This is a genomic window from Leptolyngbya sp. GB1-A1 (assembly GCF_039962475.1).
Taxonomy (GTDB): domain Bacteria; phylum Cyanobacteriota; class Cyanobacteriia; order Elainellales; family Elainellaceae; genus Leptolyngbya_A.
The window spans coordinates 1-25,212 of sequence record NZ_JAMPLI010000057.1 but is presented as its reverse complement, the minus strand read 5'-3'; the positions used below and the strand labels follow the sequence as shown (position 1 = coordinate 25,212).

General features: G+C 47.8%; 21 protein-coding genes. 10 read left to right on the top strand and 11 right to left on the bottom strand.

Going from position 1 to position 25,212, the window contains the following annotated elements:
* Positions 1-47: 47 nt before the first annotated feature.
* On the bottom strand, positions 48-701 hold the full coding sequence (locus NDI45_RS26930) for a Uma2 family endonuclease (RefSeq protein WP_190791648.1): 654 nt from the start codon (positions 699-701) through the stop codon (positions 48-50).
* Positions 702-823: 122 nt separating this feature from the next.
* On the bottom strand, positions 824-2,572 hold the full coding sequence (locus tag NDI45_RS26925) for a hypothetical protein (protein WP_190791647.1): 1,749 nt from the start codon (positions 2,570-2,572) through the stop codon (positions 824-826).
* Between the two features lie 1,146 nt (positions 2,573-3,718).
* On the opposite strand from NDI45_RS26925, the gene NDI45_RS26920 reads away from it, so the two are divergent.
* The 4 genes from NDI45_RS26920 (at position 3,719) to NDI45_RS26905 (ending at position 8,109) form a co-directional block, all read left to right on the top strand.
* Entirely contained in the window at positions 3,719-5,635 is a 1,917-nt protein-coding gene (locus NDI45_RS26920; protein WP_190794906.1) for a helix-turn-helix transcriptional regulator, read from the top strand.
* Positions 5,636-5,718: 83 nt separating this feature from the next.
* Positions 5,719-6,402: a hypothetical protein gene (locus NDI45_RS26915; protein WP_348249570.1), complete on the top strand. Its 684-nt coding sequence runs from the start codon at positions 5,719-5,721 to the stop codon at positions 6,400-6,402.
* A 490-nt stretch (positions 6,403-6,892) separates the two neighbouring features.
* Positions 6,893-7,414 (top strand): hypothetical protein, encoded by a 522-nt coding sequence (locus NDI45_RS26910; protein WP_348249569.1) that lies wholly within the window; start codon positions 6,893-6,895, stop codon positions 7,412-7,414.
* The gene (locus tag NDI45_RS26905; protein ID WP_348249568.1) at positions 7,411-8,109 is read left to right on the top strand and encodes a DUF3854 domain-containing protein; all 699 of its coding nucleotides are present in this window, start codon (positions 7,411-7,413) and stop codon (positions 8,107-8,109) included. The genes NDI45_RS26910 and NDI45_RS26905 overlap by 4 nt, the downstream gene beginning before the upstream one ends.
* Here the strand turns inward: NDI45_RS26905 and NDI45_RS26900 are convergent.
* From NDI45_RS26900 to NDI45_RS26870, 7 genes are all read right to left on the bottom strand, one after another.
* Entirely contained in the window at positions 7,990-8,367 is a 378-nt protein-coding gene (locus NDI45_RS26900) for an IS1 family transposase (RefSeq protein ID WP_242067628.1), read from the bottom strand. The two genes, NDI45_RS26905 and NDI45_RS26900, sit on opposite strands and share 120 nt — an antisense overlap.
* A gap of 49 nt (positions 8,368-8,416) precedes the next feature.
* Positions 8,417-8,737: an IS1-like element transposase gene (locus tag NDI45_RS26895; RefSeq protein WP_242067627.1), complete on the bottom strand. Its 321-nt coding sequence runs from the start codon at positions 8,735-8,737 to the stop codon at positions 8,417-8,419.
* A 172-nt stretch (positions 8,738-8,909) separates the two neighbouring features.
* Complete coding sequence (locus NDI45_RS26890) at positions 8,910-9,683, bottom strand: glycosyltransferase (protein ID WP_190794907.1); 774 nt, start codon at positions 9,681-9,683, stop codon at positions 8,910-8,912.
* 20 nt (positions 9,684-9,703) lie between these two features.
* Positions 9,704-10,597 carry a radical SAM protein gene (locus NDI45_RS26885; protein ID WP_190794908.1) on the bottom strand — a complete coding sequence of 298 codons (894 nt, stop codon included), beginning with the start codon at positions 10,595-10,597 and terminating at the stop codon, positions 9,704-9,706.
* Positions 10,598-10,739: 142 nt separating this feature from the next.
* Positions 10,740-13,526 (bottom strand): hypothetical protein, encoded by a 2,787-nt coding sequence (locus NDI45_RS26880; RefSeq protein ID WP_190794909.1) that lies wholly within the window; start codon positions 13,524-13,526, stop codon positions 10,740-10,742.
* Positions 13,527-13,601: 75 nt separating this feature from the next.
* Positions 13,602-14,852 (bottom strand): hypothetical protein, encoded by a 1,251-nt coding sequence (locus tag NDI45_RS26875; RefSeq protein WP_348249567.1) that lies wholly within the window; start codon positions 14,850-14,852, stop codon positions 13,602-13,604.
* Between the two features lie 108 nt (positions 14,853-14,960).
* Positions 14,961-15,689, bottom strand: a complete 729-nt coding sequence (locus NDI45_RS26870; protein ID WP_348249566.1) for a peptidylprolyl isomerase — start codon at positions 15,687-15,689, stop codon at positions 14,961-14,963.
* A 924-nt stretch (positions 15,690-16,613) separates the two neighbouring features.
* Between NDI45_RS26870 and NDI45_RS26865 the strand changes: the two genes are divergently transcribed.
* Both NDI45_RS26865 and NDI45_RS26860 read left to right on the top strand, forming a co-directional pair.
* On the top strand, positions 16,614-17,387 hold the full coding sequence (locus NDI45_RS26865) for an ISL3 family transposase (protein ID WP_190793252.1): 774 nt from the start codon (positions 16,614-16,616) through the stop codon (positions 17,385-17,387).
* Between the two features lie 81 nt (positions 17,388-17,468).
* Positions 17,469-19,571 carry a hypothetical protein gene (locus tag NDI45_RS26860; RefSeq protein ID WP_348249565.1) on the top strand — a complete coding sequence of 701 codons (2,103 nt, stop codon included), beginning with the start codon at positions 17,469-17,471 and terminating at the stop codon, positions 19,569-19,571.
* Between the two features lie 176 nt (positions 19,572-19,747).
* Here NDI45_RS26860 and NDI45_RS26855 read toward each other — a convergent pair whose 3' ends face one another.
* The gene (locus NDI45_RS26855; protein WP_190792965.1) at positions 19,748-19,912 is read right to left on the bottom strand and encodes a hypothetical protein; all 165 of its coding nucleotides are present in this window, start codon (positions 19,910-19,912) and stop codon (positions 19,748-19,750) included.
* A 487-nt stretch (positions 19,913-20,399) separates the two neighbouring features.
* Here NDI45_RS26855 and NDI45_RS26850 point away from each other — a divergent pair, with 487 nt between their 5' ends.
* The 3 genes from NDI45_RS26850 to NDI45_RS26840 all read left to right on the top strand — a co-directional run bounded on the left by NDI45_RS26850 (position 20,400) and on the right by NDI45_RS26840 (position 23,280).
* Positions 20,400-21,011: a hypothetical protein gene (locus NDI45_RS26850; RefSeq protein WP_190792966.1), complete on the top strand. Its 612-nt coding sequence runs from the start codon at positions 20,400-20,402 to the stop codon at positions 21,009-21,011.
* A gap of 13 nt (positions 21,012-21,024) precedes the next feature.
* A complete protein-coding gene (dinB, locus tag NDI45_RS26845; protein ID WP_348249564.1) occupies positions 21,025-22,131 on the top strand; it encodes a DNA polymerase IV in 1,107 nt (368 codons plus the stop codon).
* A 135-nt stretch (positions 22,132-22,266) separates the two neighbouring features.
* Positions 22,267-23,280 carry a transposase gene (locus NDI45_RS26840; RefSeq protein WP_190792968.1) on the top strand — a complete coding sequence of 338 codons (1,014 nt, stop codon included), beginning with the start codon at positions 22,267-22,269 and terminating at the stop codon, positions 23,278-23,280.
* Here the strand turns inward: NDI45_RS26840 and NDI45_RS26835 are convergent.
* On the bottom strand, positions 23,246-23,461 hold the full coding sequence (locus NDI45_RS26835) for a hypothetical protein (protein ID WP_190792969.1): 216 nt from the start codon (positions 23,459-23,461) through the stop codon (positions 23,246-23,248). The genes NDI45_RS26840 and NDI45_RS26835 overlap by 35 nt on opposite strands.
* 174 nt (positions 23,462-23,635) lie before the next feature.
* On the opposite strand from NDI45_RS26835, the gene NDI45_RS26830 reads away from it, so the two are divergent.
* Positions 23,636-25,212: SNF2 helicase-associated domain-containing protein (locus NDI45_RS26830; RefSeq protein ID WP_348249563.1), on the top strand; the 1,577-nt coding region annotated here is incomplete at its 3' end.

The window sequence follows — 25,212 nt, the reverse complement described above, 5'->3', positions numbered from 1 at the left end:
ACGTTACACCTGGAGTAGATACAAGCGGAAGAGTTTCGCTCATCTGGCTACAAACTCGTTTTCCCAAGCTGAAGAATTTGCTGGGTGGTGAGTTGTAAATCCTCAAAAGTCTGGCAAGGAATGACTTCATCCCCAATAAACTCCTGCTTGTCGTATCCGTACCGTCCCACGGTACGAAGGGTGTGGACGATCGTTTTAACACCTCTTCCGCGCTCACAGTATTTCTCCGGAATTTGCCCTGCATAATCTACAATCCAATATTCCGGCACTTGCAAATGCAGATAAGCGAAAATCCTGTCTCTTAAGTCATCTTTCCAGTTACTTGAGGCAATCTCAATCACCATATGAGGGGTGGTCTTAATCCCTTTTTCCTGCTGCTCTACTTCGCTCTGAGGCAGATTGACGATCGCGAGATCCGGTCTTCTGCCATCGGCAAGATATCGTCCTGGAACTCGAATTGCCGTGTTTCTAACAGTTTCCCACGGTTGCTTCGCAGTTCCCCCAAGGGGTAATCGCCCCAGCTTCACAATCTCGTCACTGAACATGCGGTCAAGGTAACGAGTAATGCTTTGATGCTGGCGCGAAGGTTCGGGCATGGCAAGGGGACAACCATCAATCAATTCGTACAGGGTCTCCGTTCCATCGTTGTAGTCGAGGAACTGATCAAAAGTGAGGGGTGGAATCTGAACTGCTGCGGTCATGCCGTCTCCTTTTGTTTTACCCCGGATTACTGGGATGCCCGATCTTTGATCCTGAATTTTCAGCCCATTCCCCTACATTGTAACGAGAGAATTGCAGCCAAGGAACACAGCAATTTCGCACACTATTGGGAACCAGGCATCTGAATGAGCGGCAGTTGCAGTTGCTCCATGTTCAGCACTCCTGGATTGATCTCTGCCCACGCCCTTGCCTCTGCCACCAAAATTGGATCACCTGATGCAAGATATTGCTGCATCTGATTAATTTGCTGCTTCTGCTGAGCTTCAGAGCGAATGCGCTGTCGCTGCCATTGAGCCGATCGCCTTGCCTGCTGATACGCCTCCTGCTGTGCCTGCACCTGAAATAGAACTTGCTGAATGTAATCCACCCCAACCGAATTTGAAGGAGCAGGAGCATTACCACCAACCGATCGCTCTTGAGAACCGGAACGATCGCTAGAAGGCTTGTCCTGCCTATTATTACCGTCACCATTGGATAATAAGCTTGGAGAACTGAGCCAGTTAGATGCGTTCTCAGCGCAATCTAACTGGTGGTTCTTACTGAAGGGAGGGGGGTACGGGGGGTTTTCCACAGGTAGATGAGAAGTACCTTCCTCCTGAGCAGATTCCAGTCCAAAATAATTGGGATGCCAGAGATCGCGATGACGATAGAGTGACCCCCCCCCAATGCCATATTCAAGGAGTGCCTGAAAACGCGCTGTGGGTCGAGCAGGTAAACTCCCCTTCTCCAGTAAATCCACAATCGCTCGTTTGATCCGATCTCTTGTTGCTACGGACTGCCGTTCGTTCCAGGAAGGCAACTGCTCGATTGCACTTACCAACTCTGGATCTTGAGGTTCTAGTTTGAGCTTAGAAATTTGAGAACCAAAATGAAAGTAGTGGCTATTTTCAATACAGCGTGCCCATTCCTCTGCTCGATGTTCAATTTCATGCTGATGCTGACACCATTCTTCGTATCCAGGCAGCGATCGCGCTACCGCTACAATTTGGTCGATCAGTGCTTGCCCTTCCAGTGGTTTCCCACCGGATAGAACATGATAAAAGATGTAGGAGCGCATGGTAATACGCCCCAGCAGTCGATTTGTTTGTCCTGCTCCAGTCCAGCCCCGTTCAATTTCAGTATTCAGGTCATTAATAAACTTCTCTGCTTTCCCAGAAATTCCATATTGCCGCCGCCTTGCCTGCTTCAGCACTCGCTTAAGTGTGCTGCTATCCAAATCATTTCGCTGCTGGACAAACTGCCATTGCTGAACAAAGGTTTGTGAATTGCTCCAAACAGGTTGCCACTCGGCATTCAAAAGATAAGATCCAGTCTGTAGCGGAAGACGGTGAGCATTAAAGAGGCTGTAGCTCTCGTCAATTGTAAAAGGACGAGGATTTGGAAAAATTTCAAGCTGTCCAGGCTGAAGCTTGAACCCGGCATTTTCTAAAAGGCAAGCTAGAACAATCGCGAGCTGCCAGGAACTCTGAGATTGCTGGAACGGAAAGTAAAGGTGAAGCCCTCCGCTGTAACTGGAGGTGCAGGCTAGATAGCTAACCAGTCCAAGCGGTTCTAAGGCAGCAACAATCCGAGAAACAGCAAGCGGATCTTGGCTGGGATGATAAAGACTGGTCACATCAATATCAACCAGAGCATACTGAGTCTCTGCACCAAATCGCACGCCGTACAAATATGCCCCTTGGCGAATCAGGCGATCGCTCAAGGGATGTCGGCTCTCCGTCTTCCACTGAGGCTTTACACCTGGCTCTGAATGCTCTGCCCAAATATAGTCAAACCGATGTGGAAAGAGCATGAGAAACGCATCATCCCACTCACGAACACTTTCAAAACAAATTCTGGTAGTTGCTTTCATGCTGGCTTCCTACTGTTCCAGCTCATTGCTACTTCTGTTCTCTTGAATTGCCTAGTTACACAACAGAACTAGTCCCATCAGAAAATTTGAAGGGAATGCTGGTTGTTAGCTGACGTTTCTCTGGTTTTAGCTTCCAGTAAACGCTTCCGATCATTAAACAACCTGTTTTTACATCTGCAGTTAAGTCAATTGAAGTTAGAAAAAATAACTCTTAGATTTGGCAACAGTGACGAAAACGATTGAATTATAAGGATTTCTACAATCGCTTTGTTACTAAACTCTAGAGATAAGAATTCAATCGTAATTTTTTTCGTAGCACCATTCTAGAGCGCTGCGAAGTTTCTTAGCCACTTTGTTCTGTAATCCTAGATAACCTGGCAATCTTGTCAATGTATGCAGAAACAGCAGTAACTCAGCGCTGCTCAGCAGGAAGAATATGTTTCTAGATACTAGAAAACCTGTCAACACTTGTCAATTCTCGGAAGCTTAGCACATGTTGCTGGATTCTAGAGCCGACTGTCAATTTGTCAATTGTCCCTGTATTTGAATTTTGTTGCCTGAATCTAGTTGCCTTGTCAATTTTGTCAATACACTATAACTTCTGCCAGAGGTTAAAGTCACTTAGGAGTAGAGTTACCAAGTGCAGTCTTAACATGCCTCTATCGTTGCGGAGCAAGCCCAGAGCAGTTTTCCACGGTTTCTCACCTAACAGGACAAGCCCTAGGGGGTAATGCAGAAGCATTGTTCCTAAATTCTAGAATCAATGTCAATTCTGTCAATTGTAAAATTTCTTAAACTCATTCTGGTATTAGCCAACTTTGGTATGCGTACCCGGTGTATTGGAAACTGTTGATAACAGGACGTTCCAAACTTGTGTCATTACAACACGTCTTAAATTCCTGCTTATGCAGGCTGGCTATGTTATTCGATTCTAGAAGCAAAGTTGCACTATTCTAGTTAAATATGTCAATTGGCAATAGCAGTGACGATCGCTGAATCTCCCCATCTGAGAAGAAGATGGCTTCTGATGTCACTATTTACCTTGGAATTGATCTTGATTTTGTTGCCAACGTCGGGCAACAAAATTTTAATTCTTCATCTTCAGAGGTACACTTTGCCAAAGTAGATAAGCTTTTTAGGGCATCTATGACCCCGCCAAATGAACTTACTCTCAACCCAGTTTCGAGCCTAGCTCAGCCACTCACCGCCAAACTGGGAACAGTTGCACCTGATCAGCAGCGAGTGCAGAATTATGCTGCGAAGTTAAAGACAGGTAAATCATTTCTAAACCTTGTGCTGGTTCACGTAGCAACCGGGATTAATCAATTTAGATTGCATTTGGCACAGTCCCTTCGAAAGAACAATGCAAATTTTATTAATTTGTATGACGAAACTGAAAAACTGGGTGCCCTACAAAAGCAGACGATGCTGCGCCTAGAACGGCGGTTTCGGTCAGTGCTAAAGACAGATGCATTTTGGGAACAGACTGCAACCTGGATTCTGGTTCGATTAGAACAATGGCGACAGGAAGGATTAATGCCACCAGATTGCTCGGTTGTGGGAATGTTATCGCTCGAAACGGGGGCTGATTTGACCGACAGCGATGAATGGCGCGAGTCTTTAGTAACCAGTGCTTGTGCCTTTCACACCGCAAGTCAGTGGCTACGACATCTGGATTTGTCAGGGCATACAGCTGCTGAGATCGATAAACTCCTAGGAATCAAATCTCACGATGATGCAGCGACTCGTGAACCTTTGTTCCAAGATACTGAAGTCGAACGAGTTGCGACAGGCTACCCGATCCTCACAGGTGCTCAGGCTCTTATCAACTCACAGTGGGAGGATGGGGAGTATCCATACTGGAAGAAGCTAGTAGGGGAGGGCTTTATTCAGCACCAGATTGTGCGTCAGAGCTCTTCTAATCAGGAGATTGAGCTAGTTCCCCGCCAGGCTGCCTGGGAGATTATTCAGCAATTTGGTCCTGAAGCAGCGTATGTCTTTCTCATCTTCTCCTCCTATGCGACCGATTCGGAAGAGCCTTGGGCAGAGCAAATTCGGCTAAGGGGCACTGATTTAATTCGGCTTTTCGGCTGGGATAAGCGCACAGACATTACAATCGCGCAGAAGCTTAAGAAGATTGGGCATTTAGTGGAGCTAGTTTGTAGCCTTTCTGTTCTCGTTAGCAATATCAACATTGGCACAAAACGATATAACGTTGAGCGGGGTGCGATGTGGAATCTAGAAGGGTTAGGCTATTCAGGTCAACTGTCACTGACGATGGATGCGAATCAGCCGAATTCTCCAGCTTATGAAGCAGGTGAGCCTGATGAATTGTTTATCAAGGTTCGCCCTGGCGTTTGGACGGAGAAGTTTTTGAACGCAAGCGATGGCAGTGCGAAAGAAGCTCTCTTTCAATATGGTTATCTAGCAAAGAGTACTTTGCAAATTAATCCCTACCGCCAGCGGCTCGCATCAAAGCTCGCAATCTTTCTGACCATCATGAGCCGCATTCGAGATGATGGACGCTACGAAGTACAGACGCTCCTAGAGCGACTAGAGCCAAAGGATCTTCTGAAGACTATCAAAGCCGATCGCACTCGCCGCGTTAAACTGATCAACCAGTGGGACAGTGCTTTGCTGACTCTCAAGGAATTAGGCTGGGAGATTAATTTTGACCCGGTGACTTACCCGGAAAGCATTAGACCTGCTTGGGCATTGCCTGATGATGTAGATTCTAGCTATCGTCCTCGCAGCTGGCTGGCAATTTGGCTGAAAGCGATCGTGATTATCAAGCCCTCAATCAAAATTCAGGAGAAACTTGGAGCACACGCGCCAGTTGTGAACAAGCCTGCTCGCATGACTGCCCAACCGCCTTCCCTAACGGGTGAAGTCATTCAGGCAGCACTGGATGCAAAGGGAATGAACAAAGCTCAATTAGCTGACGCTTTACAGGTTGATCGCTCGTTGGTAACCCGTTGGCTAAAAGGACAACGGACGATCCAGCCCAAGCATCAAATTCAAATCAAGGCATTACTAGGAGATCTAGACGGACTATCTGGCTAGATCTCCTAGTAATGCCACGAGTAACGTTTAAGATTAATCCTGAGAAGTTGAAGGCAAGCGGAACTTAATTTGACTAAAAATGAATGCCTAGTCAAATTAACTTTGATATCGAGTGCGACAGGGATGATCTTCCCAGCGAAAAGTGGTATCTTTTAGGTGCAGGTCAGAAGTACATTCCTATGCAGATTAAGGTTAGGGAGGTAGCTGAGATCTGGGAAATTAAGACGTTGAGGGAGTTTCTTCAACATCTTGATGTTTCGCTTGACTATCATTGCTCTGGAGATACAACTTGGTATTCCCGAAACTTTTGGGAATGTCAAGGCAGTATGGAGGTCACTGCATTCTTCTTGCTCGATATCTGCAGGGCGTTTCATCTAAAACGACTTAGCGATATCATCGACTTCGATCAAGCGCGGCGGTCACTTCCAAAAATTCTGGAAAACCAACCACACTTGACCATAATTAGTCGGCTTGATGAATGTGTTAAATGCGCAGGCACAAGTAAAACAGCACTACAACGGCAGCAAATTGTGAGCCGCCGACTATTAAGGTCGTTGGAGCAGGGGGCGATCGTATCTGAGCGGCCTTTTTTTCTAAGTTCGCTCGATAAAATCGCTCAAGCCCTTCAATTGAAAACAATCGACCAATTGTTTCAAGTTGAAGTCGTTACCCAACCCGTGCTGAAGAAGCAACCTCGAAAAGCTCCTATCTGCAAACTAACAGGAGAAGCCTATGGAAAATTGACGCTCTCTATCCAGACTTTCTAAGAGCGTTCCCGTCCCACGATTACTTTTGATAAGACACCGGGGGAGCTTCCTAAAGGTGGTAGGACACACTTAGAAGCTTCGACCCGGAGATTTTCCTAAATCACAACCTCTTACCTTGGCGGGGAGACAGGTTGTGGGAGAGGACTGATATGGTGCGTCCTTCTAGTTCGCATCATATCAGATCCCAATTTGTCATGCAAAGTTTTTGGGATCAGAGAATGAAAGGTTTGTCACTTTTTTCATTACTCTGAGCCTTGCCGGAGCATGTTGGAACTCTGGCAGGGCTTAGATTTAATGCAATTTAATGTTTGTAGCAGCAATGGGCGATTAGTAACTTATAAATTGCTTCATTGAATTTTGCTTTGCTTTTGAGTTTCTAACTAATGTGTCTGGCTCCATGTACTGCTTTTTGGAGTCTTGATATCTTGTGTTTCAACAATCCTTGTTTTCTTCCGCGAGGTTTTCTAACCCAGATCGCCTAGCTCCTCCTTTGCAAAAAGACAGCGAAGCACTTTATGAACTGGTATCTCAACTCTCACCACAGCAACCTCTTGGCGCTTCGGGAAAATCGTCCTGTCGAGCAGGAACAGTCTCTGCGCAAACGACGAATGGCATTAACCGCTCTCAAATTATTGCCGATACTCAAACACCAATACTTGATCGGTTTGCTCCCGATTCAGTAGTTCCCTTACCTGAACTCTTCGCAGTTTACCAAGCTGTTGATCAGCGTCTAGCAACGCTACTGGAAAGAAGCACTACAGCTACCGAGGTTGCCTGTGCTTTTGCCGCAGAACCTTATGCTTGCTACGGCAATGCGGTTCGCGTGATTGGGGAAGCAAATTTGCTTAAGAAGGTCATGGCAAACCTCCGATCGCTTGAGCTTGATGCTGCTCTACAGCGGTTGGCGCAACTCCCCCCGTTCTTTCAGGAAAAAGTTTGGGCACAGTTTACCCGCCAGGAGCAACGGCAATTCGTTCAGGTTAGCAAACGCATTCGGGGAGGAACACTATGATTGCTTCCCCGATCCTTTCTGCCTCTGCCAATCTTTCGTTCGAGCAGTTTCAGCAGCAAATTCAACGCGAGTTTTTCCAGGGCAGCGGCATCGCTGCCGAGCTATTTGCCGTGACAGTCCAAGTACGATCGGATCTAGAATTTGATGCCGCAGGCGACCCGCTCACGCCGATCCATGACGCACTGGACTGGCGGTATACGCGCTTTGGCTTCCAGGTGAAGCAGACCCTGTATGGTGCGCTGCTTTTCAACGAAGATGGCTCACTCTGGCAAGCAAAGCTGAGCCATCCCCGCAAAGATGATCGCGGCAAGGCCGTGAAGTACGAAACGCGCAAAGGCAACGGCTCCAGAGCATTTCTACCCCACATCCCCACTTCAATCCGCCGCAAAATTGCTGATCGATATGGGGTAGATGTTCCCCTAGCTGGATCGTTCTGGCAATGGCTCGAACAGCATCCCGAAATCGAAATTATCTTTACCGAGGGCGGCAAGAAAGCCCTATCGCTGTTCAGCCTGGGCTATGTAGCGATCGCCCTGTACGGCGTGAACGGTAGTGTTCTAGACCTGTGGAATCCCCTAAATGGGGAGCCCGAATTCATAGCGGTTGATAAACAGCCCGATGACAATATCATGCATCCACTCCGACTTCGAAAAACAAATCGTCTTGCGTGCCAATCGCTTGATCCGAGTTCGTAACGTTAGATGTTTCCGTTCAATCTTCTGGGTGTAATGCTTACCGACCTCATGCTGGTCTTCATCCAGCAACCGAGCATAGCCGCCCCAACCATCCGTATAAAACTGCTCAATGCCAAAAGGCGTCAACAACTGCATCAACGACTTTAATGCTGCATCCGTGTGGTCAGCCAACACGTAAGCCAGCACTTTACCACTCGCGTGATCAATTGCATGCCATAACCACCGTTGCTGGTTTTTCTTGCCCACAAAGCTCCACATCTCATCCATCTCTGCCTCATCCGCTCGCTGCAGGAGGACTTCGACCGTTTCAGGTTCGGACAACTGTTCCAGCAACGGTTGGTTCACTGACTTCAGGAGACGAGACTTTTTTTAATTCTTCAATGACTGTTGTGGGGCTAATTCCCAACACCCGAGCGGTGTCTCTGATGCCACTGCCGTTGACTGCCATGTCTGCAATTTGTTGTTTGACTTCGGGTAAGTAGCCCCGGTAGGAGTAGTGCTGGATAAAGGTGCTGCGGGAGCATTGAGGATTGCGGCACTTGTAGCGTTGTTTTCCCTCAGAGGATTTACCATGTTTAACCACATTAGAACTGTGACAAGCAGGACAAAGAATGGGTTCTAGAACCATAGCAGTGTTTAGGGGTAGACATAACTCCATTCTCTCTTCCTTCCACAGGTCTAGAACATCACCAACGAGGGCACTTACCTTTATTACTCAGGAAACTGCCTTTTACCTGAAGGAAAATTGCGGCAGTTTTACCTCCAGGATGATTCATCAGCAACAATCACAGAGATCGTTCTCAAGTTGAAGCAACAAACTTTTTCTCTCGCAGTTTGAGGCGACAAGTCAGTTCCACATCAAGTTCATACCGATCCGTCAAATCCCTTCGCTGTAATGCGTTCTCAACGGCTCGCTGGGCACAGGTAATTTGCTCATACCGTTTTTGTTGTGAAACACTACCTGCATGAAGCCGATAGGCATAAAGCGGGTGTTGCAGGTGATAAATGTCTGCTACCTCAGATAATCTCAGGCATAAATCATAGTCCTGGGCACAGGGGAAAGATAAATCAATCCCTCCCACTTGCTCAAAAACTGAGCGCCTGAGCAGGCGGAAGTGGAAGGTCATGAAGTTCGTCAACAATCGCTCTTTGGAATAGGGAATCTGACAACGCCGCCCTAACCCTAAAATCTGGTTCTTTTCATCAATTTCCAGATAGTTGGTGTAAACCATGCCAACACTCGGCTGAGTGTCAAGAACGGCGGCTGTCGCTTCTAATGCTTGGACTGCAAGCAAATCGTCACTGTCTACACAGCCGAAGTAGGTTCCCGTTGTTTGGGCAATCGCAGCTTTGAGTGAGGCGGTAAACCCTTGATGGGCAGCCTCAATGAGGCGAATTCGTTTGTCCTGTGCGGCGTAAAACTGGGCAATCTCGACTGAGCGATCCGTTGACCCATCATCCCAAATTAAGAACTCAAAATCCTGATGCGTTTGACTGAGAACGCTTTCGATCGCATCGGGCAGGTAGTGTTCACGGTTGTAAACGGTTAGAACAACAGAGATGGGAACGGGCATAGTAATAAGGCAGCTAATAATTACACAAATAATGTGGAGCCAACAGAGCAGGTTTTACAGGGGGAAAAGGTCTGCCGCGACTGCTGAAGCCGATGGCGCAACTGTTGCATGGATTCACTGCTCCAGATCTCTCGGATTGTCTGAGTGTGAGCATTGCCAAGCGTCAGCCATCCCTGGGCATCAAAGGGGCAAGGAGCTACACTTCCGTCTGCGTTAATCATCAAGCTGGCGTTGACGAAGTAGCAGGGATGGAATCCGCCTTTCAGCACTAATTGATCGCCTTGCCATGTATAACGACTGAGGTGCAAGTTTTGGGGGAGATAGGGATCGGGGTCAGCTTGCTGGGGCAGCATATCCAGGCTGACGGCTTTGAGGGCAAACTTAATGCCAAGCTGCTGGGCGAGTGCCCTTGCCTCTTCGATTTGATGTTCATTGTGCCGCATGACAATAAATTGCCAGACGATCTCTAGGTGGGCAGGACGTTGTTTCAGCAGTAAAGCAAGTCCACGCAGCACTTTGTCAAAATCAACTCCGACTCGGTATCGGTTGAAGGTTTCAGCATCGATGCCGTCGATCGCTAAGAGCAGGGTATGCAGCCCAGAGTCGATGAGCTTCTGGATATTTTCCAGTTTGTAAAACACAAACCCGTTGGTACTGACGTGAGTCTGTGCGCCTCGGTCTGCAGCGTAGCGAAACATGGCAAAAATGTCTGGATGTAGGAAGGGTTCGCCATAGTTCCAGAAATAAACCAATCTCGGACGCACTTCGTCAATGATGCGTTTGTAGAGATGGAAGTCCAAGAATGCTTTATCACGGGAGAGCTGATTTGCTCCGGTGGGACAGAGCGGGCACTGAGCATTACAGGTATTGGTTGGCTCAAACCACAAATAGGTCGGAAGCGTTTCGCTGAGCATAGTGCAACTGACAAGGTGAATGAAGCTGAGCGAAGTAAATAGGGTGTCCTAGTTTACTTCGCTTCAGTAAGTGAACACTGAAAATTGTGAATTCTTGATTCCTTTCTAGTGCAATTTCTTGCTGAATGCCAATTTCACTAAACTACACGTACTTAAAGTAACTACTGTTCAGATTCAGGTTGTAATTACCTTTGACAAAAGCAATCGTATCTTCAGTTGTTTGAGCAATGGAATTTGAGATTGCGGTAACCATATTTTCAGGAGTCGCAGATAAATCTACGACTGCTCCGATCCCAAGTTGAGCAACCAAATCGGTGTAAGCACTCTTCACATCCTCACCGACAGCAAAGATGGGCACAATGCTAGCACTGCTTAGAGCTTCTCGAAGCTGAGCAATTGACACATAATCTTCATCGGAGTCAATCCACTTGCTGCCCTGGGAGTCAATCCGCTTGTCGCCATCGTTTGGTCTAATACCGTTAACTTCCGCAGCCAAATCGCCGGCTTGATGAAATAATGAATTTGTAGCGATTACCACAACACGAGCAGCATCATCTCGGAAGTTCCTTAACTTGAACGCATCAACATTTTTAGATATCGTAAACAGTGCATCAAGTTGTGCCCCTTTTCCATCCTCTATCTCTTTTTCCCCATAACCGTCTTCTGACCAGTCACTAGGGGAGTAAACGTCGAGCCACTCCATCTGAAGTTTTCTAAATTCAAAATCTGTTTCTAGGTTTGGAAAGAATGTGGAGTCAAACATCGAAGACGTCCAAGTTGAGGTACCAGACTCTACTCCAACTTGTTGGTAATCGTAAATTGGATATCCCTCATAAGGATTACCATACATATCTGTACCTCCCTCCACATAATCGACTATCACATCGTCATAGATGGGATAGCGATAACTGAACGTATATTTTCGATCAGTAAAGGTATGTAATCCAAAACGCATTGTTGGATTTGTTTGCGGAAGAGAGTCCAAAAGCTCAGGGACGAGTTGTTTGACTGAGGTTAATTTGTTTTTGAAGGCAGGGGCTACCTCTTGAAGCCATACAACGTCTAGGTCAAGCTTGCGGTTAATGTATGTGCCCTCATCATCTTCAAACACGCTATAGTCGGATGCTTTGCCTTTAAGCTGAATCTTGTCTCCTTCAGAAGGATCAAAGTCATAAACCTCAGCCATCGAAAAGGTTCTACCCGGAGAGTCTAGATAATAGACATGATTAGCATCACCGAGAGCAAAGGTGTCAGCCCCTTCACCACCAAGCAATCTATCCTTTTCTTCTAAGCCAGGAGGGATCGTACCAGGAACAAGATTATTGCCAACTTTGACCCCAACTAGCAAATCGTCACCGTCTCCACCACGCAGGTTATCGTTACCTATCCCACCGTAAAGTTCATCATTGCCCGCACCACCTCTGAGTCGATCATTTCCCTCGTCACCATACAGTTTGTCGGAATCGTTTCCGCCGTAAAGCCGATCATCGCCAAACTCGCCCCGCAGTTCGTCATTGCCTTGATTGCCTCGAAGAGTGTCATCACCTGCTTGTCCATTTAAGCGATCCGCTCCTTCACCACCATATAGAAAATCTGCGCCTCCGCCTCCATTGAGAACATCATCGCCTTCCTCCCCATGCATCCAATCTTGAGCAGCACCACCACGAAGAATATCGTTTCCTTTGCCCAAGAAATACTCAGTCGAGTTGCTTGCTGGATTAATGTCATTAATGACTCTGAATTTGTCGGTCAATCGCTCCTTAATCTGTAACTGTTGTCCACCTACTAGTTCAACGACTTGTAGGACATCTACGTCCTCAGTTCCGTAGAATCTGTAGTCGGCTGTTTTAGATGAATCCTGTAGTTTCCCGTAAAAGCCTAACGGCTTAACTTCTTCTCTACCTCCTCCTGTAGAGAATTCCGAAATTAAAACCCTGTCAAAAGCAACTAAGGGAGACATTAGGGCTGAAAAAGCACTTTGAACAAAGTCACTATCAAGCTCAGAATCATTCAAATTCAAAACATTGTCAGCTAGCTTTAGTTCTGGCTTCTGTGGATCAATCAAATTATTGAGCAACCGATAGACATCCCCATGTTGAGCGTCACCTTTAGCAACAATATTTTGGGAAGGTTCGTTGACATCAACTACAGGTATCCCAAAATCTACCAGAATAGCTTCATCTACTTTAGAAGAATATTCTAGACTTCCAGCCACAGTAGATCGTCCTACAAGCGACCTTGAGAATGAGGAAACATCTCTAAAGTCAAAATCATCTTCCCCAGGTTTGACCTTCTCTCCATTACTCCTGTACCAGTAGTAGCCTTCATCTCTGTATTCATCAGGAACAGCAAATCGAAGAGCAGTCCGATTTTGAAGGAAAGACCAGTCAGCCGCTGAATCAAGCACAGTAATGCTTTTCGTATCCCCCAACCCTTGCCCGTTCTTGAGTTCCCAAGCTATTTCACCGACAAGAAATGATCCAAGACTGTGCCCAATGAGATTAAGATCCGCAGGATTGATGCCCCAATCTTTCAATAAGCCCGCAACTGCTGTTGCAACAGGACCAACCCAGTTAGCAGCAACATAGTAGCCTCCATCTACCAGTCCATTTGCAATGCTTCCAACGGAAGCAGAACCCGAGCCAGAGGCTTCTGTCCAATTGATAGTTAAAACAATGTCGTTTGGATTTGCCTGCCTCAGGCTGTCTGCCAATTCTACAAAATTTTGATAATTAGCATTCCAGCCGTGAGTGACAATCCATACCTGCCGCCTCTCCTGAATCTGATCCCGCAATTGTTGAACATCAAAATCAGAATAACCAACGATCTGTACAAAGACATTGCGGCTACTCGGATCAACGCCAGCTGGTGGCTTTTGCTCATCGCCACCAGTAACTACCAGACTCTGCAAAAATGCTGTATCTATCATAAGTACTCCTGAAAATACACTAAGAATCTGATGAAAAAACCAAACGAGTAATCGCGCAAGAATTACTACTGAAGCTTAATTGGGCGACTGAGAGTTCATGTTAGGGATGTCTAAGATATGAACTGCTCCTGTAATAATTTCTTGCTTCTTTGCGAAAATCTCCCCTGCCGCAATTGTGTTATTCCAGACGGCGACGGAAGCAAATCCAGCTTCATTAGGAAAACTACGATTTGGCAACATTTTGACTTGTTGCGTCCACTGCCCCTTACTATCACATTCAAACAAATATACTGGGGCTTCCAAGCCTGCAAATAAACTGCTGTAGTTTTTTGCCAAAACAGCAACAACATTGCCTTTCAGCACAGTTCTAGTGCCAAATCCATACGGTGCTAGAAATCCTTTACGCGCTCCTTTTGGGACTAATTTAGCGGTTTGTAACCAGGTATTCTTGTTAGAGTTGCGCTCAAAAACATAAGCTGCTCCTGTAGGAACTGGTTCAGAACCTAGAAGCTCCCTATAATCACCAATTACAATTCTGTTTGCATCGATTGAAACTGACCCACCAAAACCCCGTTGCTTCTTGATCCTCTGAGGCATTAGCTCAGCTTGCTGTTCCCAAGCGTTTGTGCGAGGGTTGCGAACAAAAACACTGGCAATTCCTCCATTGGATTTGCCTATACCGACGACAATTATGTCTCCACTAATATCAACACTAGAACCAAATGCAAAATAACCTTCAGAATTTGCAGGGGCAACAAGCTTCGTTTGGTACAACCAGCTTCTTGTTCCGGGCTGTCTAACATAGATATGCGCTGCTTCATTATCACCAACGACTATTGTGTCACCATCAATTGCTATGTCTCGACCAAAGTTTACTCCTGCGTCTTCGGGGGGCGGCAGTTCTGCTTGTAGAGTCCAATTGCTCTCCTTACGGACAAAAACGTAGACAGATGAATGGCTTTGATCAACAACAACAATCGTATCTCCACTAATATCAATACTATTACCAAGTCCTACACTTACTCTGCCTGCACGAGGTATTAATTTTGCTTGCTGCAACCACTGATTATTCTCAGAGCGTGTATAAACGTACACTGCAACATCTATACTTAAACCAATTCTAGGATTGGTACTTGCAATGAGAGTATTGCCATCTCCTGCTACGTTGAAACCAAATTCTATTCCTCGCTGTGCATCAGTAGGGAAAATTTGTGTTCTTGGGTAAACGATAGCGAAGTTTTTACATAGCCCGTGTCCACCATAAAATACAATAGTTATTACACTAATAAATAGAAAAAAGAGCTGAACCGATCGTCTTCTGAACATAAACTTATCCTGGCTTTTTCAGTTCTTAGCATAAGTAAACAAAGTCAATTATAAAGCGCAGAAAAATCGGGACTATTCAGAGACAACCAGTTGTTAAACAGTCCCCTCTTAATTCAAAGCAGACCTAATTTGACTCTGTATCCAGGTACTAAATAGCGCATTCAGCAATCTTTGGCGCATGGCAGCATCTAACTGTGCTGGAATAAATTTCTCCAGTTGTAGCAATACAAACCATTGTTTCAACTGAAGGGGCGGTAACACTTGATGAGGAACAGCCGATGCGAGGAATTGTGCTACAGCAGAAGGTAACTGTCCTAACTCCACTGGACCTGCCAAACCAACCGCCTCTGCTTCATCTCCCTCAGAATACTCACGGGCAAGAGCAGCAAAAGACCCCTCTCCCTCGCTAATGCGAAAGTAAAGTTCTTGAGCAACCTCCGGATGTGATACTCGCATCACGCGATACACAACTTGATCGAGTTTGAACTTTTGCTGGAGAAAGTAGGATTCTACTCGCGATCCCCAAGTTTGTTCTTTAAACTTCTCAATCCGCAGAGCACGAATCACGGTTGCTTCCAGAGAAGCAGGGGTCATACAATAACGAACTAAGAAACTTCGCACATCATCTTGAGCAGAGGAAGCAGAATTGAGGACTTGTTGTTCAAACTGGCGGCAACCAATTGCAATTTCCTCCGGAGTACATTCAATCATTCCAATCGCTTGATCAAGCACCATTTCATACACCAATTGGGGCAACATTTGATAGCTTGCAAGCTTAGGTAAAACCTCTTCAAAGGGAAGGGCAAAATCACCAATCTGAAGTATCGGACTACTCATCTAAATTGCCCTAGTCAAAAATCTTAAGAATTGAGTTACCGATATTAAAGATTGAGTTATCGACTGAAAATAGCTCTGTCGTAACGTCATCTCTCATATATATTTACATTGCCTAATAGATGACTAAATGGGAAAATTACTTAATTTCTTCTAATTTTATTTATAAAGTTACTATTCCTAATTTGTGAGAACAGCATTAAGCACTTGGTCAGTTCATAGAATTATTGTAAAGAGGTTTATAGTACCCGTTGTAATCATAAAGTTGAAGTGAAATAACTTCAAAATACAAGTTCACTTACCCAAAACAACATGGCGGCTCCTGAGACTCACGCTTGCGGCATCGTGTCCTGCTCCTGAAGCAATTCCGGGCGTTGCAGAATGAGGGTATGAGTCAAGCAGGAACGGGCACATCCCAGAATTTGAGGTAATGGAGCAACAATCGAATCGAGTGTTGTCGAGTTTCAAATTATTTTTCGTTTTGTGTCCCGCGAAATGCGCAACGAGGTTGAGCGAAATAGCTTGAAAGTATTGTGTAGAGCGGAATTGAGGGATTCAGCGGAGGGACAATAGGATCGCCGGGTTGATCGACAGGAGTCGGTAGGATGGGGATCGCCGTACTGGGACAAGGTTGGAGTGGGGTGGAGCTAGTGTCGAGTTTCAAATTATTTTGGCTCATCCCATGTTTTGGTGAAGCTTTGGCAAGATAGGAATAAATCCTCTGTACCAGGAGAAATCAATCTTCTTTCACCCACTTTTACCTGACCCCACGCATCTTCAACTCGAAAGCTGGAAGTTGAATCGGGCAACTCAGGATCTCCAGTTGACCGTTACCTCTATCCAACGGCAAGCCCTTTGTCCCCTATGTCAGCAGACCAGTCATCGGGTTCATAGCCGCTACTGCCGCACCCTACAAGACCTTCCCTGGTGGGCTTTGCGCTCAGGCTCCAGCTTCAGGTTCGCAAATTCTTTTGCCTCACCCCAGGGTGCAAGCGACGTATCTTTACTGAGCGATTGCCGCAGGTGGCTGCGCCCTGGGCAAGACGCACAGTACGATTGGTAAAGCATCTGATTGCCATTGCAGTCGAATTGGGTGGAAAAGCGGCAGAGCGGTTAGGGACTCAGTTGGGCTATCGCATCCGGGACAACACGCTGCTGTCATTGTTTGCAAGAGAGCCCCTGCCTGCAATCAGACCGCCCACCGTACTGGGGGTAGACGACTTTGCCTTCGCTAAACGGCAATCTTACGGCACAATTCTGGTGGATCTGGAACGACAGCGACCGATTGCCTTGCTCAAAGATCGCGATGCCAATACGTTGGCACAATGGCTGGAGCAGTATCCGGGAATCGAAGCCCTCTCGCGTGACCGTTCCGCCACGTATCGCAGTGGGATGAATCAAGGTGCCCCCCAGGCAATGCAGATCGCAGATCGCTTTCATCTGTTGCAGAACTTCGCCCAAGTGCTGGAACAAGCCCTGAATGGACATAATGCGGTTCTCACTGCTGTGGACAATGCCCAACGGTTGGCAGAGGCACCCGATGACGCAACCGTGATGATTGCCCCAGCTACGCCTCCACGACCAGATGCGCGACAACGTGCCGAACAGAAGCGACAACAACGGCTCAAAACCTATCAAAAGAGTCGGCAGCTGCATCAGCAGGTATCCCACGAGATGCGCAATGAGCTGTCAAGAAGCTAAAAGCTAGCTGCAGAAGGGGACTCAGTCCAGGGAATGGCGAGAAAATGACATCGTACCCTTACCTGAAGTGGAGTGGGAACGATGTCTGAACAGAATGAAAAAAGTGTTGATTCCACTGTAGCAGGAATTGAATTTGTCACTACTGTTCAACCCAATCCAGTGATGCCAACTTGGCTACCAGAAGCATTGCTGTTGGGACAGTGGTGGAGATCGACTGGGCTATTGGAGCAGTTGCAGCAACAGGTGCGGGTTAGCCGAGGGCGAATGGGACAGTATGAAGTGTGTGATTTTGTCTTGTTGTTGCTGGCTTACGCGGTCAGTGGAGAAGCAAGTCTGGCTGGTTTCTTCCAAGCGCTCACTCCAGTGAAGCACCTGCTGATGGCAGTATGGGGTCGTGCTCGCTGTCCAGTCGCATCCACGCTGTCACGCTTTTTGGAAGCTGTCGAGGAAGGTGCACTGGAGAGCCTGCGCCAGTTGTTTGAGCACAATCTCCTTCAGCAAAGCTTACCGGTGAGCTGCAACGGAGGGCTTTATGATCGTCGAGGCGAGCGGTACTGGGTCTTTGATCTCGATGGAACGCATGAGGCAACCCGTCAACGCTCCTTACCCATCACCCAGGAGTATCCAGACTTGCATCGACGCAGCAGTAAAGCTTGTGCCCCAGGTTTACTGGGACGAAAGCGCGGGCAAGTTGTGCGCACGCGCAGTGCCCTGCAGCAGGCTCACACCAGCGAGTGGTTAGCAACGTTTGGTAGCCCGGGCAATGGGACAGCTCAGAGCGATCTCGTCCGCGCTTGTGCGGTGATTAAGCAGTACATTGAGCAGCATGGCATCAACCCTGCGGCTGTGATTGTGCGATTAGATGGGTATTACGGGGTGCCAGCCTTTGTCAATGTCGTGCAACACCATCAGTTTGGTTATCTGTTGCGCGGACGAGACTACCAAATTTTGAACTACCCCACTGTACAAGCCAAATTAGCCCAAGCTCCTGCTCAACCTTGGCAGCATCCAGAAACCAAAGTCGCTCGTGAAGTCTTTGAGTTGGGGTTTCTCGACGATAGTTGGTCTGGCTATACTCAACCGATTCGGGGGGTGGTGATGCGCTCACCGTTGAAACCAGACCAGAAGCCCCGGATTGGCATCCGCATGGGAGATTACGCTTACGAGTTGGTGCTGACATCGATTCCAGTTCACGCGCTCAATGCGGTCGATATTGTCAGCCTGTACTTGGGGCGAGGCGGTTTTGAGAAGTCACTTGGGGATGAAGACGTTGAGTGTAACGGCGACCGTTGGTGCAGTTGGCACCCCTCAGGGCAAGAATTTTGGCAGATTTTGACCCAATGGGTGTGGAACTGGCGGGTCTGGGTGGGGTGGAAACAGCACCCCGAGTCCCTGCGTCAGACGTTGTGGCAACCTGCGATTGAGGGGGATGGTCTTGAACCTGAACCACCTGTAGAGCCTCAACCTCAGCAGACATCGTTAGGAGCGACCAAAACCCATCCCCCGTTTGACAACACGCCTTCAGAGCAGTATGCTCCGATGCAGGTCGTCGAGAGTTGGGCCCGCTCGAACGGCAAGTTTGCTGGTAACGATTTCATCCTTGAGAGCGAACGGTCACTGCGTTGTCCTGCTGGACATTCCATGTACCGCAGAGAAGTCCGTCGCAATGGTCGTGGCGATTTGTTGTTGATCTTCAGCATGGCCCGCCGCACTTGCCTGCAATGCCCACTGCGAGAGCGATGTGTGGCAAACGGTTCGGCGATGACCAACGGGCGACGCATCACCGTGATTCGACGCAAGTTACTGGATAATCCTGCACTCCCTTGCAATAGCACCCCTGCTCCGACTCGGTGCATCAGCGTTTCTCGATCCAAAGCCACTTATCCGGTGATTTGGGAAGATTTACCTGCTGTACTTTTGCGGCGTGATCTGAGTCGGAACTTGCGACAACACCAGTTTGAATTCGATAGCATGATCTCTCCAGCAGAGCAGCAGAAATCTTTTTTGCTCAGCCGTGACCAACGTGCTCATCGCCGTATAAGTTGGAGCCAGAGGCTTGCAAGAAATGCTTCAGCTCCTCAGGGACAACATTGGAAAGTGCGACTATTCGGTATTTCAGCAACGTTAGCGACATTTATCAAGGATTTGAAGAAGACAAGCTTGAGTACTGAGCAATCTGTGTAGAAATACAGCTTTGAACCAGAATATTTACGAATAAATTTCTGTTTTTAGAGCAGGAATGATTATTGTGCGTCTTCCAATAGTAAACGGGGATAGAAGCGCTAAAGTGAATCAGTAAGAGACAACAAATCTCTATTGTGAATCTCGAAGAAGCAGGTCTGGATTCAGAGCTTGTATGCTCATTGCGCATCACGTGGGAGTTGTTGGTGTTCGCTCACCTGCCCGGTCTTGAACCACCACAGCATTTGCAACCGTTCCTTTTGGCTAGCGGTGCGGGCGTGCTTGAGTTGTTTCTCCAGAGTTTCTGCGCTTTCCACAATCTCGATTTGCAATCGTCTAGGCATCGGGCAGACTCGTACAACGCTGCCCCTATTCTATGCAACTTAAAACTAAATTGGTATCAGCCCTTTTGGGTTTAGCTGAACGTTGCTATTCCGCTTGCAAGTTTGCTATGCGTGCTCATCGCTCAGATGAATGAATTTGATATTTGCCAAACTCAGCCATTCGGATCGTGGGAGCCATTGTTCCCGTTAGCTATAACAAGATTGCTGATGATAGTAGAGGAATGCCGTAGAGAACTGTAGAAACTTGATCAGTATCCGATCGCTTAAGCAGCTTTTGACCTATTTTCCTGTATTAATCGCGAAGCATAATGGCGTAAGCACATCTCATCCTGGTAGATGGAGCAAGAGATTCGATCGTAGAGCACTTCTGATGACCATTACAGTGCAAAAAATGAACTAAAGACTGAATCACGGTGAGGATTTACGGGTAAGCTAAAGGTAATCTCAAAAAAGTGATTACTAAACTCAAACAACAATCCCTTCACCTATGCCCCGTACTCGTCAACAAGCTGCGTCTAAAATTGCTTCTGATTCGATTGCCCAGCTAACTTCAGTGTTTGATGCCCTACCTGAAAAACCCAGAGAAACCTATACTCTGCGTGAGGCAGTTTCTCAGTTATATCAACCGATTCGCACTGCTTTGAGTCGAGGATATCACTACGATGAGATTGCTGTCATTCTGGCAGAGCAGGGCATTGCTATCTCTGCTTTTTCGCTCAAACGTTACCTGTCCCTCAGTAAAGGCGAGCAAACCCAAACATCCCAATCGGGTCAAGGTAAGCGTCGCGGACGTCAACCAAAGGCAGCCGTGGAAGCAACCGCAGAGCCGTTAGAGGCAACTGCGGAACCGTCAGAACCCGCAACCGCAACTGTGCAACCGGAATTGGCTCCCAAGCGACGGGGTAGACCCAAAGTGGCGGCTTCAGGGCAACCGGGACTGGAAGAGCCTGACACTGTTCCTGCGAACCCTCAACCGGAGGCGGAAGCTGCTCCCAAACGACGCGGTAGAACGAGTAAAACCGCAGCAAAAGCAAAGCCTGCACCACGAACCACGACTCGGACAGCTAAAGGGCGTGGACGAAAATTAATGAGCCAATGAAACCAGGGCTGCTATGACCGCAGTCAGGAAGATTATCCACGTCGATATGGATGCGTTTTATGCCTCGGTCGAGCAACGAGATGAGCCGAAATACCGGGGCAAACCAATCGTCGTGGGAGGTTCCCCCAATAAGCGAGGAGCCGTGGCAGCCGCCAGCTATGAGGCAAGACGCTATGGCATTCATTCGGCGATGCCTTCCCGCACCGCTCATCAAAAGTGTCCCCATCTGATCTTTGTGAAGCCCCGGTTTGAGGTGTATCGCCGCATCTCCCTTCAGATCCGCGAAATCTTCTCCCGCTACACTGACTGGGTAGAACCACTTGCCCTGGATGAAGCGTATCTGGATGTCACAGAGAACAAGTTTGGCATTCCGTCTGCCACCTGGATTGCTCAGACAATCAAGCAGGAAATCTATGAGGAGACGGGGCTGACGGCTTCTGCGGGGGTTTCCATCAATAAGTTTTTGGCAAAGGTTGCCTCTGGCATGGATAAACCCAATGGTCTATTCATTATTCCGCCTGAGGATGCGGCTGCATTCGTAGAGCAATTGCCGATCGAGCAGTTCTACGGCGTGGGACAGGTGACAGCCGCAAAGATGCACAAGCTCGGTATTCAAACGGGAGCAGACCTGAAGCAGTGGAGTTTGAGCGATCTGGTGCGTCACTTCGGCAAGGTGGGGCAATACTATTACAAAATTGCCAGAGCAGAGGACGATCGTCCTCTGCAGCCCAACCGCATTCGTAAGTCAATTGGGGCAGAGAATAGCTATGACCCGGACTTAAGCAATCGTTCTGAGATCGAGACTGCATTGGAAGAGGTTGCAGGAACTCTCCTACGGCGCCTGGATAGCCAAAGGGCAGTGGGACGAACGTTAACGCTAAAAGTGAAATATGCTGACTACCAACAAGTGACGCGCAGTCGAACACTGGTTACACCGATTGGTAATCGACCGGGCACCGATGCCTGCAGCCCTGCGGGATCGTTGATTCTCGATGTTGCACATGAACTGTTAGAGACGACAGATGTAGAACACAAGGCAGTCAGACTATTAGGACTGACAATCTCTAACCTTGCAGGTGAAGCCCAAGAACACTACATTCAACTTTGCCTGAACGTTTAGCGGAACTACCTGCGTGAGGTTACTTCATGCCCGTAGTTACTAGCCTTCCTCTGCTCAACCAGCAAAAACACCTCAGTGCCTTGAGCAGACTAAACTCTCTCAGGACTTACGCAAAGACAGACATAAACTAGAGGCATGAGCTTCACCAAACTGGATTACTGCCAGTACTTGCTGAGCAGTCCGATTAACTACACGATGACGAACTTGGCTGACCACCTTAACGACATCAGCCATGATCGGATCAATCGCTATTTGCGCGGCGAAAAGCTGACCCCTCGTCTGTTATGGGACAATGTCAAAACGCTGCTGCAACCCAGCGACAATGCCTATCTTCTATTTGATGATACAGTCCTCGATAAGCGATACTCAGCTTCGATTGATCTCGTGAGGCGACAATACAGCGGCAATGAACACCGTGTCATTCGGGGGATCGGCTTGATTAGCTGCGTCTACGTCAATGGTGAAACCGGTCAGTTCTGGGTGGTGGATTACCGTCTGTACGACCCAGAGGGGGATGGACAAAGCAAGCTTGATCATGTGGCAGCTATGCTTGATGGAGCCGTTTACAGCAAGCAGCTACCCTTTGCGACGGTATTGATGGACAGTTGGTATGCCACGCAAAAGGGGATGGCACAGGTTGACCAGCTCCAGAAGGTTTACTACTGTCCCCTGAAGACGAATCGGCGTGTGGATGATAGCGGGGGTACGCAGGATTATCAGCGGGTTGACGAACTACTCTGGAGTGCTCAGGAGTTGCAGCAAGGCAAGCTCATCAAGATTCGTGGCTTCCCGAAAGACAAAAAGGTGAAACTGTTCCGGGTTAGTGTGTCCACCCACAGGACGGACTATGTCGCCACCAACGACTTGTCTCAAGCTTCCACTGATGCCGTACAAGATGAGTGCGACGTGCGCTGGAAGATTGAGGAGTTTCACCGTGAGTTGAAGCGGCTCACCGGAGTCGAAACCTGCCAATGTCGTAAAGCCCGCATTCAGCGCAACCATATCGCTTGTGCTTTACTGGTTTGGAGTCGGCTGAAGTCGGTTGCCTACGAAAGTGGTAGAACTATCTATCAAGTTAAGCACGGGATGCTCTCTGAGTATCTCAAGGAGCAACTCAAGCATCCATCCGTTCAAATGACTTTTGCGTAAGTCCTGTCTGATACTGAATTTGAGCGGAATTAAAATCGCCTTGTTCTTCTAGCTGGTTGCCATCAATCCATCGCCCAAACACTGCTGCACCAAAGGGTGATGAGTTTACATCTTGTGCTTGAGCGGAGAGAGCTGCAAAAATTCCCAGTACGCCAATTGCAGTGGCTTGAAGAATCTTCATGAGCAATGTGAGTGTGATTGGTTTAACTGTGTAGCCATTTAATTTCAAGCTACCGAGTGGGTCCGAAGTTTTGAACGAAAGACATCCAACGATTAACTTTCCCGCCTGTAATATTGAAAATGGGGATCTCTTGATACCCTGAAAGGTGAGCATTATTATGCAGAGCTAGTTGCTATGCAAATCCTTCACGGAACCTGGATTCCTCGATCGCATGAGTCTGCAAGCGAAGAAGGCTTTTTCCAATCGGGTGCATTTTACCTGTGGGTTGAAACGACCGAGAAGCACGAGCATTGTCAGTCGAGTCAGAGGCACCCCAGGCAACTTGTCGCAGAAGACTTGGCACTATTGCTAAGGCAGGAGATCGGCGTACAGCCTCTTGGTAACCCGCGAGACCTGAAGGATTTGATTTCAGCGCAGTACTTTCTATTGCCCACCGTTGACAATCAGCCACTCCCTTCATTGGAGCTATCTCGATATTTAGAGGAAGAATTACCAGAAGCCTTCCAGTGGCAATATTGGCAGATAGACTGCTACCCCACAATCGCCTCAACCCGAACAGCAAGTGCTGTCAATTCAGTCGTCCCCCTGCTCAACGATCTGCACTTCCTCGCTCTCCACCAGCTGGCAGAGATCCAGTTAGGGTCAGATTTGCTGTTCTGGTTTCACTACACTCAGGCTCTCAAACGCCTGATCTTTAAAGATCAATACATTCCGGCACTCAAATATCGAGAACAGCAACCGAAACCTGCTGCTAAAACCAAGAGTCGATCGTCTCAGGCAAAAGCCGTGCCCGCTGAAATTGTCCCGACTCCCAAACGACAAACAGGTCGCAAATCTACGACCAAAAGCAAAACTCAAACGACTCGCCGGTTGGCAAACCTGGCCAAAAAAACAGCCGTAGCGACCCAAATTGTCGAAGAACCAGCCAGCCCGGTTCCCTTTGAAATTTACTCCGCCTGGGAATGGATCGGGGAAGAATACGAATCACTCATCCAGCAATACGTGGACTATATGCCCCTGGTTTGTGTTGCTGGATTTACTGAACCCCAGGAAACGCCTCAATTTTACGATCGCGAAACGCTCCTGCGGCACTTTTCTGAGTGTCTGTTGTCGGATATTGTCACCCATACGCCCACGACTCAGGCTTACGAAAAAACGATCGCAGATTCTTTGCTGTACTACTGTTTGCACCCTTCAGGAAAGCCCTGGACATCGGCAGGCAAGTTGGAGCAGTACAAGCAATGGCAGGCATGGCGCGATCGCATTGTTCGCACGCAAACTGAGCAACCCTTTTATCTGTGTTTTCAGTTGCAAGACCCGGTCAAGCTTGAAGACCCGTGGGAACTTCAGTTGCAGGTAGCTCCCAAAAGTGATCCATCCCTGCGAGTTGCATTAAACGACTACTGGCGGATGCGCCCCAAACATCAGCAGCAGGTAAAAAAGCAGATGGGAGAAGACTTTGAACAACACCTGCTGATGAATTTAGGCTATGCGGCACGAATCTATCCAGCCCTGTGGAAGGGATTGGAAACCGATCAGCCTGTTGGTATTCTGCTCAACTTGGATGACGCATTTACCTTCCTGAAAGAATCAGCCTGGGTGCTGGAGAACGCGGGCTACAAAGTGATAGTGCCGTCTTGGTGGACACCTCAGGGCAGACAGCGGGCAAAGGTGCGGTTAAAGGCAAAGAGCAAGTCGCGATCGAGCGGAGCCGATAAAAAGAAGAAATACTTCTCGTTTGAGAATCTGGT